Origin of the sequence: Dactylosporangium vinaceum, from assembly GCF_019904175.1 — a bacterium.
Lineage (GTDB): Bacteria > Actinomycetota > Actinomycetes > Mycobacteriales > Micromonosporaceae > Dactylosporangium > Dactylosporangium vinaceum.
In genome coordinates this window covers 4,301,237-4,314,856 of the sequence record NZ_CP061913.1, presented here as the reverse complement: position 1 = coordinate 4,314,856, position 13,620 = coordinate 4,301,237, and the positions used below count along the sequence as shown (strand labels likewise).

At 71.3% G+C, this 13,620-nt stretch carries 14 protein-coding genes; 6 read left to right on the top strand and 8 right to left on the bottom strand.

Annotated features, from left to right (window positions below; genetic code table 11):
• Window positions 1–44: 44 nt before the first annotated feature.
• Both Dvina_RS19095 and Dvina_RS19090 read right to left on the bottom strand, forming a co-directional pair.
• A complete protein-coding gene (locus Dvina_RS19095; RefSeq protein ID WP_223103821.1) occupies window positions 45–1,286 on the bottom strand; it encodes a right-handed parallel beta-helix repeat-containing protein in 1,242 nt (413 codons plus the stop codon).
• A gap of 132 nt (window positions 1,287–1,418) precedes the next feature.
• The gene (locus Dvina_RS19090) at window positions 1,419–2,210 is read right to left on the bottom strand and encodes an SDR family NAD(P)-dependent oxidoreductase (RefSeq protein WP_223103820.1); all 792 of its coding nucleotides are present in this window, start codon (window positions 2,208–2,210) and stop codon (window positions 1,419–1,421) included.
• 208 nt (window positions 2,211–2,418) lie between these two features.
• Here Dvina_RS19090 and Dvina_RS19085 point away from each other — a divergent pair, with 208 nt between their 5' ends.
• Window positions 2,419–2,676 carry a winged helix DNA-binding protein gene (locus tag Dvina_RS19085; RefSeq protein ID WP_246656311.1) on the top strand — a complete coding sequence of 86 codons (258 nt, stop codon included), beginning with the start codon at window positions 2,419–2,421 and terminating at the stop codon, window positions 2,674–2,676.
• Between the two features lie 71 nt (window positions 2,677–2,747).
• Here the strand turns inward: Dvina_RS19085 and Dvina_RS55215 are convergent, their stop codons facing one another.
• Both Dvina_RS55215 and Dvina_RS19080 read right to left on the bottom strand, forming a co-directional pair.
• Complete coding sequence (locus Dvina_RS55215) at window positions 2,748–2,882, bottom strand: hypothetical protein (RefSeq protein WP_281428394.1); 135 nt, start codon at window positions 2,880–2,882, stop codon at window positions 2,748–2,750.
• Window positions 2,883–3,168: 286 nt separating this feature from the next.
• Window positions 3,169–3,927 carry an SDR family oxidoreductase gene (locus Dvina_RS19080; RefSeq protein WP_223103818.1) on the bottom strand — a complete coding sequence of 253 codons (759 nt, stop codon included), beginning with the start codon at window positions 3,925–3,927 and terminating at the stop codon, window positions 3,169–3,171.
• Window positions 3,928–4,191: 264 nt separating this feature from the next.
• Between Dvina_RS19080 and Dvina_RS19075 the strand changes: the two genes are divergently transcribed.
• Complete coding sequence (locus Dvina_RS19075) at window positions 4,192–4,869, top strand: permease-like cell division protein FtsX (RefSeq protein ID WP_223103817.1); 678 nt, start codon at window positions 4,192–4,194, stop codon at window positions 4,867–4,869.
• Window positions 4,870–4,897: 28 nt separating this feature from the next.
• A complete protein-coding gene (locus Dvina_RS19070) occupies window positions 4,898–5,239 on the top strand; it encodes a GNAT family N-acetyltransferase (RefSeq protein ID WP_223103816.1) in 342 nt (113 codons plus the stop codon).
• Between the two features lie 137 nt (window positions 5,240–5,376).
• On the opposite strand, the gene Dvina_RS19065 is transcribed toward Dvina_RS19070, so the two are convergent.
• Window positions 5,377–5,718 (bottom strand): ArsR/SmtB family transcription factor, encoded by a 342-nt coding sequence (locus tag Dvina_RS19065; RefSeq protein ID WP_223103815.1) that lies wholly within the window; start codon window positions 5,716–5,718, stop codon window positions 5,377–5,379.
• 154 nt (window positions 5,719–5,872) lie between these two features.
• On the opposite strand from Dvina_RS19065, the gene Dvina_RS19060 reads away from it, so the two are divergent.
• A complete protein-coding gene (locus Dvina_RS19060; RefSeq protein WP_223103814.1) occupies window positions 5,873–6,754 on the top strand; it encodes a MarR family winged helix-turn-helix transcriptional regulator in 882 nt (293 codons plus the stop codon).
• A 184-nt stretch (window positions 6,755–6,938) separates the two neighbouring features.
• On the opposite strand, the gene Dvina_RS19055 is transcribed toward Dvina_RS19060, so the two are convergent.
• The 3 genes from Dvina_RS19055 to Dvina_RS19045 form a co-directional block, all read right to left on the bottom strand.
• Complete coding sequence (locus Dvina_RS19055) at window positions 6,939–7,433, bottom strand: hypothetical protein (RefSeq protein ID WP_223103813.1); 495 nt, start codon at window positions 7,431–7,433, stop codon at window positions 6,939–6,941.
• 133 nt (window positions 7,434–7,566) lie between these two features.
• Window positions 7,567–8,580, bottom strand: coding sequence for a cellulose binding domain-containing protein (locus tag Dvina_RS19050; RefSeq protein WP_246656310.1), 1,014 nt, complete (start codon window positions 8,578–8,580; stop codon window positions 7,567–7,569).
• 122 nt (window positions 8,581–8,702) lie between these two features.
• Window positions 8,703–9,431 (bottom strand): lysozyme, encoded by a 729-nt coding sequence (locus tag Dvina_RS19045; RefSeq protein ID WP_223103811.1) that lies wholly within the window; start codon window positions 9,429–9,431, stop codon window positions 8,703–8,705.
• Between the two features lie 214 nt (window positions 9,432–9,645).
• Between Dvina_RS19045 and Dvina_RS19040 the strand changes: the two genes are divergently transcribed.
• Together Dvina_RS19040 and Dvina_RS19035 are read left to right on the top strand one after the other, a co-directional pair.
• The gene (locus tag Dvina_RS19040) at window positions 9,646–10,137 is read left to right on the top strand and encodes a hypothetical protein (RefSeq protein WP_223103810.1); all 492 of its coding nucleotides are present in this window, start codon (window positions 9,646–9,648) and stop codon (window positions 10,135–10,137) included.
• A gap of 39 nt (window positions 10,138–10,176) precedes the next feature.
• Window positions 10,177–13,614, top strand: a complete 3,438-nt coding sequence (locus tag Dvina_RS19035) for a CHAT domain-containing protein (RefSeq protein WP_223103809.1) — start codon at window positions 10,177–10,179, stop codon at window positions 13,612–13,614.
• The last annotated feature ends 6 nt before the right edge of the window (window positions 13,615–13,620 follow it).

The following is a 13,620-nucleotide window of genomic DNA, read 5'->3' as shown; positions in this document are numbered from 1 at the left end:
GTGGCCCACGGCGGATGCCGGGCCGCGACCGGCACGGGAACGCGTCAGGAGCCGGCCGAGAAGATCGACGAGCCGCCGGTGATCCGGACGTACGACCCCGACCCCACGCTCCCGGTCACCTTGGTCCCGATGTTCGCGGTCGCCACCCGGCCGGTGATGTTCAGCTCGATGGGCGTGTTCCTGAACGTCACGCCCCGGGCCTGCATCGGGGTCTGGTCCTGATAACGCCCCTTCGCCCGCACGAACACCTGAAACCCGTTCAGGTTGACGCCGTTGGCCCGCACGATGATGCCGTCGGCCGAGCAGCTGTCGGCGGTCGCCGAGCTGATGACGACCGGGCTGGCGCTGATGTCGAACCCTACCGCCGAGTCCTGCACCTCGACCGCCGACAGCGTCGAGCGGTCTCCTTCAACGGCGAAGCCGGCCGTGTTGCAGTAGTACGCTTTCGTGTTCGTCACCTTGACGTTGCCGCCGAGGATGTGCACACCGTTGCCGTCGACACCGCCGATGTGCATACGGTCGATGTGCGAGTCCGGCGAGTCCATCAGCACGGCGTCGCCGGAGATCTTGCGCACGGTGCTGCTGTGGAAGAACGTGCCGCGCGAGTCCTTCTCCGCGACCAGGCCGCTGCGCCCGGCCCCGCCGACGCCCGCGGAGCGGAAGTTGACGACGAACAGGTTGTAGGCGTAGCAGCACGGATCGGGCGAGCTGTCCGGGTAGCCGGTCGGGTCGTGGTCCGGGTCGCCGGTGAACACGAGGGCGTCGCAGGTGCCACCGCTGGCGTTGCCACCCTCCAGCGTCAGATCGTGGATACCCGCGCCGTGTACGTTGATGTCGGCCAGTTTTACCAGCCCGACGCGGGTACCCGCGCCCGACGCGGCGGTCAGGTTCACCGCCACGAGCACCGTTGCGAAGGGGCCGGCACCCTGCACGTCGATCCCGGAACGCAGCAGGATCGAGCCGGAGCAGTAGAACTGGCCGCCGGAGAGCTCGACGGCGTTCAGCGCGCCCCTGGAGTTGCCGCTCGCGTCGCCCGTGGCCGCCTCGGCGATCGCGGCGTTGATCTTGTCTTGGTCGTTCGTCCCGGTACAGACGTAGTTCGCGCCCTCCCGGATGTAGGCGGGGGCGTCCTTCGACGCCACCGTGATGCGCGTCGGCCGCGAGGCGGCCCCGACGTCGGCAGATGCCTCGCCGGCCCGCAGTACCATGCCGGCGGCCGCGACCCCCGCGCCGACCACGGCGGCACCGGTGAGGATCGTGCGCCGGTTGACGTTCTGATTTCCCATTGGATTCGTTCTCCGTTGCTCGAGAGTGCCCGGCGTCCCGGCCCGGCCGGCGATGACGGCGGCGGGCCGCGATGGCCTCCCGACGAACCTCCCAGACAACGCTGAACGGGTTCTGAGCGTCTGCTGACGCGATCAGTCGACGATGAGGCCGGCCGTGAGGTTGGCGACCATGCCCGTCATCGCCGAAGCGTTGTCACTGGCCAGGAACGCCGCGACGTCGGCCAGCTCGTGCAGGGTCGTGGGCCGCCGGCGGTGCGACAGCCTGGTCATCAGGTTCGAGAATTGGTCGCGAGTGATGCCGATGGCCTCGGCGTGCAGGCCGTACACCACGTCGACCGTGAAGGTCTCCACCATCGCGGTGGTCCGGATGCAGACGGCGCGGATGCCATGGCGCCCGAACTCCGCCGACAAGGAGCGGTTCAGCCCCTCCAGCGCCGCCCACGCCGGTCCCATCCCTCCGACCAGCGGCACACCGAGCCGCGCGGCCTCCGGGGTGTGCATCATGATCACACCCGAGCGCTGGCCCGTCATCAGCCGGCCCGCCGCCCGCGCCGTCACGAAGTGGGCCTTCGTGTAGGTGACGATCGGCCGGACGAACGCCTCGACCGACAGCTCGGTCAACGGGATCCCCTGGATGCCCTGCTGGGCGATCCCGATCGCGTTGAACGAGACGTCGACCGATCCGGCCGCGGTCCGCGCCGCGTCGAGGTGCCCCTCGACCGCGACCTCGTCCAGGGCGTCGACCTGGGCGGTCTCCGCAGAGCCGCCCGCCTCGACGATCTCTCGCGCGAGCGCCTCGATCGTCTCCGGGTTGCGGGCGGTCAGGAATACCCGCGCGCCGTTGCGGGCGAAGGCCCGGGCCACCGCCGAGCCGACCGTGCCGCCGGCCCCGTAGACCACGGCGTTCTTCCCTACGAGTAACACTGCTGCTCCCCCACCTGCGGCCAGGCCACGACGCCGGCCACGTCCGGCTCCTGCGTGTACAGAGCCCAGAGACTGTCGAAAGTGGTCGGTGATGTCGTGCGAAGTCGTGCCCGAAATGCTGCGGCGTCGGCGGCCCCGTCAACCACCGTCAGCCGGACAGCATCGAGCGCAGGAACTCGCCGAGCGGACCGGCGTCCGGAAGCAGACCATGGCGCACGCCGTCGACCAGCTTGAACGGGCGGGCTACCTGCAACGTCGCCCGAACCCGCAGGACGGCCGCTCCCGACTGGTCTTCCTCACCGAACGGGGAGCGGCCGCCAACACTGCCGGCAACGCCACCGAGCAGCGCGGGGCCGAGCTCACCAGCCCGGAGGAGGTCGAGCAGCTACGCAGCCTGCTGCACCGGCTGCTCACCCGGATCGGTGACGCCGACCCGGAGGCTCGCGAACGCCTCGCCATGATCTGAGGCCGCGCACGCCGGCATGGTGGAACGTTGACCAAGACGGGCTCGCAATCCATCGCTGCACGTCGGATCCCCTACCGCCTGCGCGCCGAGGCGGCCACGTCGATGGTGCGGAACCCGAGCAGCTCCGCGCCGTGCGCCGCGGTCAGCTCCCGAGACGCGCCGCCGTCGCCGGCCCGCGCCATCAGGTCGGCAGCCACTGTGTCCACTCGCATCACTCTCTTCCCACGTCCTCGTCCCGTCCGAAGTACCGACACCGGGCTTGGGCCGAAAGGGACGCTCGACCGGCGCCTCCTCCGCTCGACGGTGTCGTGCAGGACCCCGGCGGAGGACGAGGGTTTCCGGCTCGACGGCTGGCGCAACCGGGCTGGCGCGGTCACAACCGGTCCGAGCACGACCGATCCCGCGACGAGAGGTCGACCGCACACTGGAGCTGATCCGTTTCGTCCGGGGCTCCCGCAGGCCGCCGGCCTGCGGGAGCCCGCCGCGCGGCGGTCAGGCTGCGGTGGCGACCATCGTGGCCAGCTGCCGCTCGACCGTCTTGGGCGAGGCCTGGAACTGTTCGCCGAGCGCCGCGGCGAACGCATCGGGGAAGATGTCGTCGTGCCCGGCCTCGAGGCCGTCGAGGATCGCCGCCGCGACGGCCTCCGGGGAGGCCTTCTCGAACTGCGGCGGGAGGTCCTTCGTCATGTCGGTGTCGACCGGCCCCGGGTACGCGCCATGGACCCGCACACCCCGTCCGGCCAGCACGGCCCGCGCCGCCTGGGTCAGCGAGTGCTGCGCCGCCTTGGAGGCGCTGTACGTCGGCTGGAGCGGTACGTTGCTCAGGCCGGCGACGGAGCCGACGTTGACGATGGCGCCGCCGTGCCGGGCCAGCGTGTCGGCGAAACCATGCACCATGCGCAGAACGCCGAAGTAGTTGACCTCCATCTCCCGCCGGGCCACCGCGACGACGGCGTCGTCGGTCAGGTCGGTCGGCTGGAATGCGCCCGCGTTGTTGACCAGCAGGTCGACATCGGTGGCCGCGCGCGCAGCCTCGGCCACCTGGTGACCGTCGGTGACGTCCATCCTCAGCGCGACCACGCGGGCCCCGTACTGCTCGCGCAGTGCGGCAACGGTCTGCGGGTCACGGACCGCGGCGTAGACCTTCGCGGCGCCCCGGTCCAGCAGCGCCCGTACGATCGCCAGGCCGATGCCACGGTTGGCCCCAGTCACCAGCGCCACGGATCCGTCGATCCGCTTGGAATTCTGCATCTCGTCCTCCTCTGCATGCCCTACACACCCGTAGAGGCGCAGCGACGCCGAAACCTGTCGGTCGCTGGACCGCCAGCCGCGTGACGAACCTCACCACGACCGCGTCCGACCGGCCCACGGCTCGGGATCGCTGCTCAGACGGTGGACAACGACGCGGCCGTCTCTTGGCGAGACGACATGATCAACGAAGGCCGCCTCACTGTCCAATCACGACACTGAGGCCGCCGCCACCGAAGGTCAAAGAGCAAGACTAGGATCGCGGGCGTGAAGCGATTGACGACGGTCTTGGCGGTCGTGGTGGCGGTTGCGTCCGTGGGCGGGTGCGGCGGTAACGATGGCGACAAGCCCGCGGTCAAGAGCGCCATCAGCGTGTTCTTCTATGAAGACGCGACGACGGCGCAGCGCAATGCGGTCGAGGCGCGACTGAGGTCGTTGCCGAAGGTGACCGAGGTGCATCTGCAGGCGGGCGAGGACGTTTACAAGCTGCTGCAGTCAACAGATCCCGAGACGGCGAAGCACCTCAATCCGTCGGGTCTGCCCGATTCGGTGCGGGCGGTGATCACCGATGCGGCGCTGGTGGAGCCGGTCAGCGACCTGATCGGCGGGATGCCGAAGGTGGCGTCGGTGACGGGGGACGCGGCGGGTGGGTTTGCCGATCCCAAGGCGGAGCGGGGCGTCATCGTCAAGGTGGACAGCGGCGGCCAGACGGATATCGAGGACGCGATCAAGGCGATCCCGCAGGCGTCGGCGGTGACGTTCGAGTCGAGCGGGGATGCGTACAAGCGGATGAAGGGCAGGGTCGAGGGGCTGGAGCAGAAGGATGCGCTCGCGTCCTACCGGTTCAAGGTGACCTACGCGGGTGGGATCTCGCGGGAGCAGCAGGTACTGGTCAACGTCAAGGGCGTGCGACGGGTGATTGTCGTGCCGGCCGCCGTGTTGTAGCGACCCCGCGCAGGGCGTCAACGGCAATGTGTCGCTGACCGCCCGCTACGACCAGATCGAGTTCGTCATCGACGCTGCGCTTACGACGCCCCGCCCGAGGGCATTCGTCGACGGGCGCATGCGGGCCGGCGCCGGCATCTTCACCGACGGCCACGGCCTGGCCCGTTTCCAGAGCGTCGAGACCCACCCGGGCTTCCGCCGCCGCGGCCTGGACTCAGCGGTCATCCGGCACGCCGGCGAGCGGGCGCTCCAGCGACCCGGTATGCACACGCTCGTCATCGTCGCCGAACCCGACAACGACGGCATCCGGCTCTATCGTGCCCTCGGCTTCGCTGAGACCGAACGCCAGGTTCAGGTGTACCGCGGGTAACGGCCGCCGGCGAGGTCCGGCTTCGGCCGGCGAGCGAACACCGCCGGCGGCGGCTACTTCGGTAAACCTGATCGAGGGCCTTGGAGCGTTTCGTACCGGGCGTGCGGGCGGCTGTCCGGGGCCTGCGACGGCGCAGTTCAGCGGGCCCGCTTCGTCGCCCGCTTGCGGGGCGGCGTCAACAGGTCGGCGATCGCCGCGATCGCGGACGGCACCAGGCGGTAGTACGCCCAGACGCCGCGCTTCTCCCGCTCGAGCAGGCCGGCCTCGGTGAGAATCCGGAGGTGATGACTCACTGTCGGCTGCGACAAACCGAGCGGTGCGGTCAGGTCACTCACGGACGCTTCGCCCTCGGGAGCGGACTGGATCAGGCTGAGCAGTTGCAGCCGGGCCGGGTCGGCGAATGCCTTCAGCACGCCCGCGAGCCGCTCGGCAGCGGCACGCTCAATCGGTTCGCCGGCAACCGGCGAGATGTCAGGCACGTCAGTGGTCGCAGTTCTCACACCCACATCGTTCCACCAATGTCATCAATAGGCTGGCGAAACCGGGATAAGGACCCGGCGACCGCGAGGCCGCGTCTCACATTGCGTACTGCGACCGGGTGATTAGCTGACTTAAGTCAGCTAATCTCGACGGATGGAGCTGGACGTGATCGAACAGATACGCGACTTCAACCGCTTCTACACTGAGCGTCTGGGACTGCTAACTGATCGTTACCTTGACAGTGAACGCGCGCTGGGACCTTCGCGGCTGCTTTGGGAGATCGACGGCCGCCGAGATGTTCGTGAGTTGCAAGACCACCTCGGCCTGGATTCGGGCGACCTGTCCAGGCTTCTGCGGGACCTACAAGAAGAGGGACTGATCCGTGTCGAGCCGCACCCCGATGACGGCCGCGCCGGGATCGCCGAACTCACCGAGGCCGGACGCCACGAACGCGACACGCTGAACCGACGATCACGCGCCCGCGTCGTCAGCCTGCTCGGCGCACTCGACCCCGACCAACAGGCAGCGCTGGCGGCTGCCCAGAACCAGGTGCGGATGCTGCTGCGCCTGGCGACCATCACGATCGCACCCGTTGCAGCCGACGACCCGCAGGCGTGGCGCTGTCTGCGGCAGTACGCCGCCGAACTGGCGACACGCTTTCCCGAAGGCTACGAACAGGCGACCTTGACCAGGCCCGAAGACATGACCGGCAGCCTGCTCCTGGCCCGCGAACGCGATGAGCCCATCGGCTGCGGCGCATGGATCCGGCTGGGTGCCAGTACCGCAGAAATCCGGCACTTGTGGATCGACAACAAGGCCCGCGGGCTCGGCCTGGGCCGGCGCCTCCTACGCCAGCTGGAGACCGACGCCGCAGCGCACGGTGTCGACACCATCCGGCTGGGAACCCACCACACGCTCAGCGAGGCGATAGCGCTCTATCGCAGTCACGGCTACCACGAGATCGACTCCTACAGCGACTCAGCGTACAACCAGCTCTGCTTCGAGAAGCACCAATCCGCCCGGGCCCTGCCTTGATCATCTTGGTCTTCGCTGCGATCACTCCGGCCGTCACCCGGGCGGCTTACCCGTGCGTGCGCTGCTGCAGCGATCTCGCGGTCTGGAGATTGCGCGGACGATGGCGAAGCACGGTCCAGACGCCTTGCACGCCGCGCATCGTTGGCGGCCGGTCCCGTCGTGGGTTGCCGACCGCTCATTGCGCTCAGCGGCCCGGCCGGGGAAAGGCCCAGATCGCGAGCACCGAGCAGGCCACCGCCAGCGGCAACTCGGCGAAGACCGCCATTAGGACCGCCAGCTTGAAGTCCGAACCCGGGGCAGCCGTCATGGTGTCGAACCAGGCGTCGGCAAGCAGCAGGGCCGAGGTCGCGGCGGACGTCAGGCAGGCCCGGCGGTCGCCGCGCCCGAGGAGCAGTCCGGTACACAGCAGGCCGAGCGCCTCGAAGCTGTCCAGACCCGTCCACGTCCAGGCCCAGTGCAACGCCTGAGCAGTGCCCGGCAGCCCGTTGTGCAGGAACACCAGCCAGGGAATCATCGCCAGCCCGAGCACGGTGAGGATTGTGGCCGCCCGGCGCAGCAGCATGGGGAACGTCGAAGCGGGCGTGGCCTTCGGGAGGATCCGCGGGACACCGGGGTCTGAGCCGGCGTCCACGCGGACCAGAGGCAGCGAAAGAACGCCGGTCAGCCGAGTGCTCGCCATGGACACCTGATTCCCTCCCATGCCCGCCGCTCAGGCACAGGGTCAGCATGTCGTTCGCGCGCGCCCGAGGCAGTAGCGCTCCTATCCGGCTTGATGGTGGTGGTAGCTCTACCCGCGCATCCGGCGGGCTGGATCAGGCGACGGTGACGTGCAGCCGCCACGGTACCTGTGGCGACGGGCACGGCAGTGGCTCATGGATGCAGGCGGCATCGGAGATGGTGGACACGTCGGCCCGCCCTGCGGCCACGGCGGTGTACCGCGCGACCAATGCCTGCCCGGTCGGGTAGCCGCCGGTCGTGCCCGCCGCGGCGAGTACCCCGGCCGGGACGGCCGTCGGCGGCACGTACATTGCCGGCAGGCTGACCACGAGCGTGTCGCCGATGTGCAGTGTGACGCTCCCGGCGTTGTCGGACGACCCGACGGTGACGGTTCGCCCGGCGGCCGGTACGACTGTCACGTGCAGCAGCCACTGCTGCACCGGCCGGGCGCACGGCGGCGTCGTGTGGAAGCAGGGGTCGTCGCTCTGCGAGCGCAACTCGGCGGTGCCCGGCGCGACGGCATCGAAGCGGGCCACGATCGGCTGGCCGGTCGGCCAGCCGCCGCCGCCCGGCTCGGGTACGACCGCGCCGCCGGTCGCGGTCGGCGGCAGGTAGCCGACGGGCAACGTCACGACGAGGGTCTGCCCGACGGTGAGCGTCAGCGTGGCACCGTTGTCGGCGACGGTGGCGTAGACGCCACCGCTCGGCGTCGCGTCGTTCGTGCAGCTCGGCGTGGGTGCCGCACCGGTGCCGGCCAGCTGCATCCCGAACGTCGTCGACGCGCCGGGAGCCAGAGCGCCGTTCCAGGAGGCGTTGGCCGCGGTGATCGAGCCGTTCGCGGTGGTGACGGCTGCGTTCCAGGCCGAGACGACTCGCTGCCCGCCGGTCGGGGTCCAGCTCACGGCCCACCTCGTCGCGGCCGTGGCGGCCGTGTTGACGACGGTCACGGTGACGACCTGGCCGTCGCCCCACTGCGCGTCGACGTGCGCGGTGGCGGCGCATCCTCCGGCGACGGCCGCGGCTCCGGACGCACCGCTGACGAGCACCGGCGTGAGTCCGGCCGCGGCGAGCACGGTCGCGGCGAGCACTGTCCATCTGGAGACGCCCATGGCCTCCGATGGTAGAGATTTCATCGACGTCCGACAATGCGCAGTGAAAGTTACCCGGGCACCGTGACCGTCCAGCCCGCGGGTGTCGCCGCGGCGCCCCGCGCGGGCCGGAGGTGAGGTGGTCAGCAGGTGCCGTTGCAGGCCAGGACCCGAAGGCGGTCCAGGGCGCCGTTCCACTGGTTGGAGTCACCGGCGAAGGGGCCGCTGCTGGAGTACTGCCAGAAGGACCACGTCGCAGCGCCGGCGGGCAGCGCACCCGGGGCACTGCTGTAACGGGCGAGCCACAATGGACTGTTGGCCCAGAAGCCGCTGTAGTTGCCGGTGCAGGTCACCCACCAGTCGGTGGTGGTGTAGATGACGGCCCAGCGGCCGGTGCGGGTGTGGTACTGGTTGAGAAAGGCCCGGATCCAGCTCACCATCGAGGACTGCGACAGCCCGTAGCAGGTGGCGCCGTACGGGTTGTACTCGATGTCCAGGGCGCCGGGCAGCGTCTTGCCGTCCCTGGACCATCCGCCGCCGTGGGCCACGAAGTAGTCGGCCTGGGCCGCTCCGCCGCTGCCGTCGGGGATCGCGAAGTGGTATGACCCGCGGATCATCCCGACGCCGTAGGAGCCGTTGTACTGCTGGGCGAAGTACGGGTTGGTGTAGTACGTGCCCTCGGTCGCCTTGATGTAGGCGAACCGCGAGCCGGCGCTCCACTGGGCCGACCAGTTCACGTTGCCCTGGTGGCCGGAGACGTCCTGGCCATAGGTCACGGTGGCCGCCGCGGCGGGGCTGCCGGTGAGCAGCGCTGCGACCAGGACGGCCGCCGCCGACAGCGCCGCCAGCGCGCCGAGTCGTCGTGTGAACACGGTGCATCTCCTTCGGGGGTGTACGGAGGTTGGCAACGAACTCTGCCGATTGACACACGGCCCACACCCTCAATCAATAGATGTACATCGAAGTTAAGGAAATCTTCAACATCCTCCGGCCATGCAGCACGCCGAAGAAGATCCCGGTCGGCCGACCAAGCCGGGCGTGGCCCGTGGACGGCGCAGTCGGAGCCGGGCCGTACAGTGCGCAGGCATGACGCCCGATCCGCTGCTGGCCCGCGCGTTCGACATGGACGCCGCGCACCTCGTGTTCTTCGCGGTCGACCCGGACGACCTGCCCGCCGCCGACGTGGCCGACGAGATGGAGGTCGTCGCCGCCCTCTGCCGGGCCGGCCAGACCCGCGGTCCGATCCAGGACCTGCTGCGCGACGTCGGCGCCAACCTCGCCGGCGAGGCCGCCTGGACCGGACTGCTCGCGACGCTCGGCGCCACCTCGGCCTACCTGCGCCGGCGCAGCCGGCAGGCCCGCACCCCGCTCGACGCCGCCGCCGTGATGCAGCGCGTCCGGGCGGCCAGCCGTGAGATCACCGGCGTGGAGCCGGTCCACCCGGCCGACGTCGACATCCGGCGCGACCCCGACGGCACCTGGCATGCCGAGCTACGGCTGCCGACCGGTGACGTAACCGCCGATCTGGATGCGAGCGGCACGGTCCTGCTCTTCCGCCGGACGTCCACCGGCACGTGATCCGTCCCTTGTGAACGTACCCGGTCTATCCTGCAAGGGATGGATGAGCAGCACTTGCTGGCCTGGCACCGTGAGGGCCTGAGCCAGCTCGACCGCTACCTCACCGGGCGGGACCTCGACGCGCTGGCGCAGGCCCGGGATCTGTTCCGGCGGGTCGTGGACGCCATGACCGCGGCCACCCGGGGCCGCGACATCCACCTGCGCAATCTCGCCTTCGCCGAACACCAGACGTACAAGGAGCACGGCGACGTCGCCCGGCTGCGCGAGGCGGCCGTCCTCTACCGGCGGGCCGTGAGCGCCGCCGGACCGGACGGCCCGCACCGGCACATCCACGAGGGCGGACTCGGCCAGGTCCTGCGGCTGTTGTTCCACCATGACGGCGACCGGCGCACGCTCGACGAGTCGGTGTCGTGGCAGCGCCGCGCCCGGGCCGGGCCGGCGGCGCCGCAGGAGCGGGCCCGGCAGGAAAGCGGGCTCGCGGGCACGCTGCAGGACCGCTACGAACACACATGGGACCTGCAGGATCTGGCCGACGCCATCGCGCACCTCCGCGCGGCCCTACGACTGCTGCCCGACGGCGACCCGAGCGACGACCGGACTGTCGTGCTCAACAACCTCGCCGTCGCCCTGACCGCCTGGCACGAACACACCGGCGACGACGCGGCGCGGGCTGAGGCGGCGACATACCGCGACGCACTGTCCGGCCGGGCCACCGCCGCGGCGACGCCACCGCCCGGACTCGAAGCGCTCGTCAGGGCCGAGGGCGCGGCCGAGGAGTACCGCCGGACCGGACGGCCGGACCTTCTCGACCAGGTGATCGCCGGCTACGAACACGCCCTGACCCGCATCAGCCCCACCGCCCCGGCGTGGTCGCACGCGCTCGACGAACTCTGCACCGCCCGGCTGGACCGCGGCACACCGGCCGACGTGGAGCGGGTCCTGCAGGTGCTGGCGTTCGGGCGGTCACAGCGCCCGCCCGACAGCTACACCGGGCTGATCTGGACGATTCGCACCGCTCAGGCGTACGGCGACCGGCACCGCCTGACCGCCGACCCCGCCGACATCGAGGCGGCCGTCGACCTGGCCCGCACCGCCGTTGCGACCGGCAACGGCCGCGCCGGCCCGCACACCGCGGCCGCGCGGGTCCTCGCCCGCACACTCGCCCGCCGCCACGCCATCGGCGGGGACCCGGCGGACCTGGACGAGGCAATCGAACTCTGCGACGGGCTGCCGTTGGAATCCGACGCCGGGCTCGAGCTCGCGCAGTACCTGCTCTCCCGATACGCCATCAGCGGCGCCCGGGCCGACCTCGAACGCGGCCTGCGCCTGGCCCGTGCAGTGCGCGACGGCGCCCCCGCGCAGCTGGCGAGCCTCCCGGAGCTGCTCGCCATCATCGGCGGCGCGCTGCGGCAGCAGCACGCCCTCACCGGCGACCCGGCCTGCCTCGACGAGGCCCTGCTGTCGTACCGCCAGGCCGCCGACGCCTGCGACCCGTCCGATCAGCGGCGGCGCCTGCCCCTGCTGTGCAGCGCCGCCCAGGTCCTGCGGCAGCGGTTCGACCTGACCGGCGACGCCGACGACGTGGACGAGGCCGTGGCGCTGTTGCGATACTGGCGGGCCCGCACCGCCGGCGACGCCGGGCACTACCGCACCATCACCGCCGACCTGGCCAACGCGCTGCGCTCGCGCTTCGAGGGCACCGGCGATCGGCACGACCTGACCGAGGCCGTCGACCTGCTGCGTGACCTCATCCGCGACTACCCGCCGCGGCACCCGGCCCGGGTGCTCGTGCTCGTAGCCCACGCCGAGGCGCTGTACCGCCTGCATCTGCTCACCGGCGAGCGCAGGCTGCTCGACGAGGCCCTCGACGCCGCTCGCGCCGCCGCGTCGTCCCCGACCGCCGCCATGTCCGAACAGCTCGCCGCGGGCATCACGCTGGGCCAGGTACACGGCACCCGGCACGAGTGGGCGGCCGCCGCCAAGGCACTGCGTGACGCCGTGGCCCTGCTCCCCCGGCTGGCCGACCGCAGCCTCACCCGCACCGACCAGCAGTTCGCCCTGGCCCGGCACCCTGGCCTGGCTGCCGAGGCCGCCGCGTATGCGCTGGAGGCCGGCGACCCGGCGCAGGCGCTGGAGGTGCTCGAGCACGGCCGCGGGGTCCTGCTCGCCCGGAAGCTGCCGATCCCGGGCGGGGATCTGGACCGGCTCACCCGGGCCGCGCCGGACCTCGCCGCGCAGTTCCTCCGGCTTCGCGACAGCGACGACGAACCACCGCCGGGCGCGGAGCCCGACGAGCGCCTCCTGCGCCAACGGCGGGCCCGGGCGCAGGACTGGGAGCGGCTGCTGGCCCGGGTCCGCGCACTGCCCGGGATGGCGCGGTTCCTGCGGCCGCCGAGCGCCGCGAGCCTCCTGCGGCAGGCCGGAGACGATCCGGTGGTACTGCTCAACGTCAGCGTCCGCTGCGATGCGCTCATCGTCGCCGGCGGTACCGTCGCCGTCGTCCCTCTCGCGGTGACGGCCCGGGAGGTCCAGGAACGGGCTGCGGCGTTCCTGGCCGTCGTTGACGCGGCCGGTGCGCGGGCCCGGACCATGACCGAGGTCGCCGCGGCGGAGCAGCACATCGCCGAAACCCTGGAGTGGCTCTGGGACGTCATCACAGCGCCGGTACTTCACCATCTCGGCCTGCTCGGTGAGGCGAACCTTCCGCGGCGGCGGATCTGGTGGTGCCCACAGGGCGTGCTGGCCTTCCTGCCGCTGCACGCCGCCGGGTATCACCGCGACCGGGCCGGTCCCGCCGGCCGGCGAACGGTCCTGGACCTCGTCATCTCCTCGTACACGCCGACGGTCGGCGCCCTGCAGCAGGCCCGGGACCGGCCCGTCGCGGCCCGCACCGCCCGCCCCCTGATCGTCGCGCTTGCCCAGACCCCTGGAGCGGGGCCGCTGTCGTCGGCGGACGCGGAGGCCGACGAGGTCCGAGCCGTGCTGGGGGCGGCGACGACCCTCTACGGCTCCCAGGCCACCCGGGACCGGGTGCTTGCGGCGCTGCCGGACGCGGACCTGGCGCATTTCGTGTGCCACGCGGCGGTCGACGCGCAGGACCCGTCCCGGTCGCGGATCCTGACCTACGATCACGCCGAGCGCCCGCTCACCGTCGCCGACATCGCCGGGCTGCGCCTGCACGACGCGGAGCTGGCCTACCTCTCGGCCTGCTCCGCCACCCGTACTCGCCCCGAGTTCGCCGACGAGGCCGTCCACATCACCGGCGCGTTCCTGTTCGCCGGGTACCGCCACGTGATCGGCACCCTCTGGCCCGTCGTCGACGTGATCTGCGCTCAGCTCGCCGGCGCGTTCCACCGCGGCCTGGCGGCTCACCCGGGCGATCCGGCCGCGGCCCTCAACACCGCCGTGCGCCAGGTCCGCGACCGCTTTCCCGCGCTGCCGTCGCTGTGGGCCGCCCACCTCCACGTCGGCCCCTGACCGGCG

Coding starts and splice junctions, on each gene's coding strand:
- Dvina_RS19055 (WP_223103813.1), bottom strand. CDS start 7,433: ATGGCGAGCACTCGGCTGACCGGCGTTCTTTCGCTGCCTCTGGTCCGC.
- Dvina_RS19050 (WP_246656310.1), bottom strand. CDS start 8,580: ATGGGCGTCTCCAGATGGACAGTGCTCGCCGCGACCGTGCTCGCCGCG.
- Dvina_RS19085 (WP_246656311.1), top strand. CDS start 2,419: ATGGCGCACGCCGTCGACCAGCTTGAACGGGCGGGCTACCTGCAACGT.
- Dvina_RS19035 (WP_223103809.1), top strand. CDS start 10,177: ATGGATGAGCAGCACTTGCTGGCCTGGCACCGTGAGGGCCTGAGCCAG.
- Dvina_RS19095 (WP_223103821.1), bottom strand. CDS start 1,286: ATGGGAAATCAGAACGTCAACCGGCGCACGATCCTCACCGGTGCCGCC.
- Dvina_RS19040 (WP_223103810.1), top strand. CDS start 9,646: ATGACGCCCGATCCGCTGCTGGCCCGCGCGTTCGACATGGACGCCGCG.
- Dvina_RS19060 (WP_223103814.1), top strand. CDS start 5,873: ATGGAGCTGGACGTGATCGAACAGATACGCGACTTCAACCGCTTCTAC.
- Dvina_RS19080 (WP_223103818.1), bottom strand. CDS start 3,927: ATGCAGAATTCCAAGCGGATCGACGGATCCGTGGCGCTGGTGACTGGG.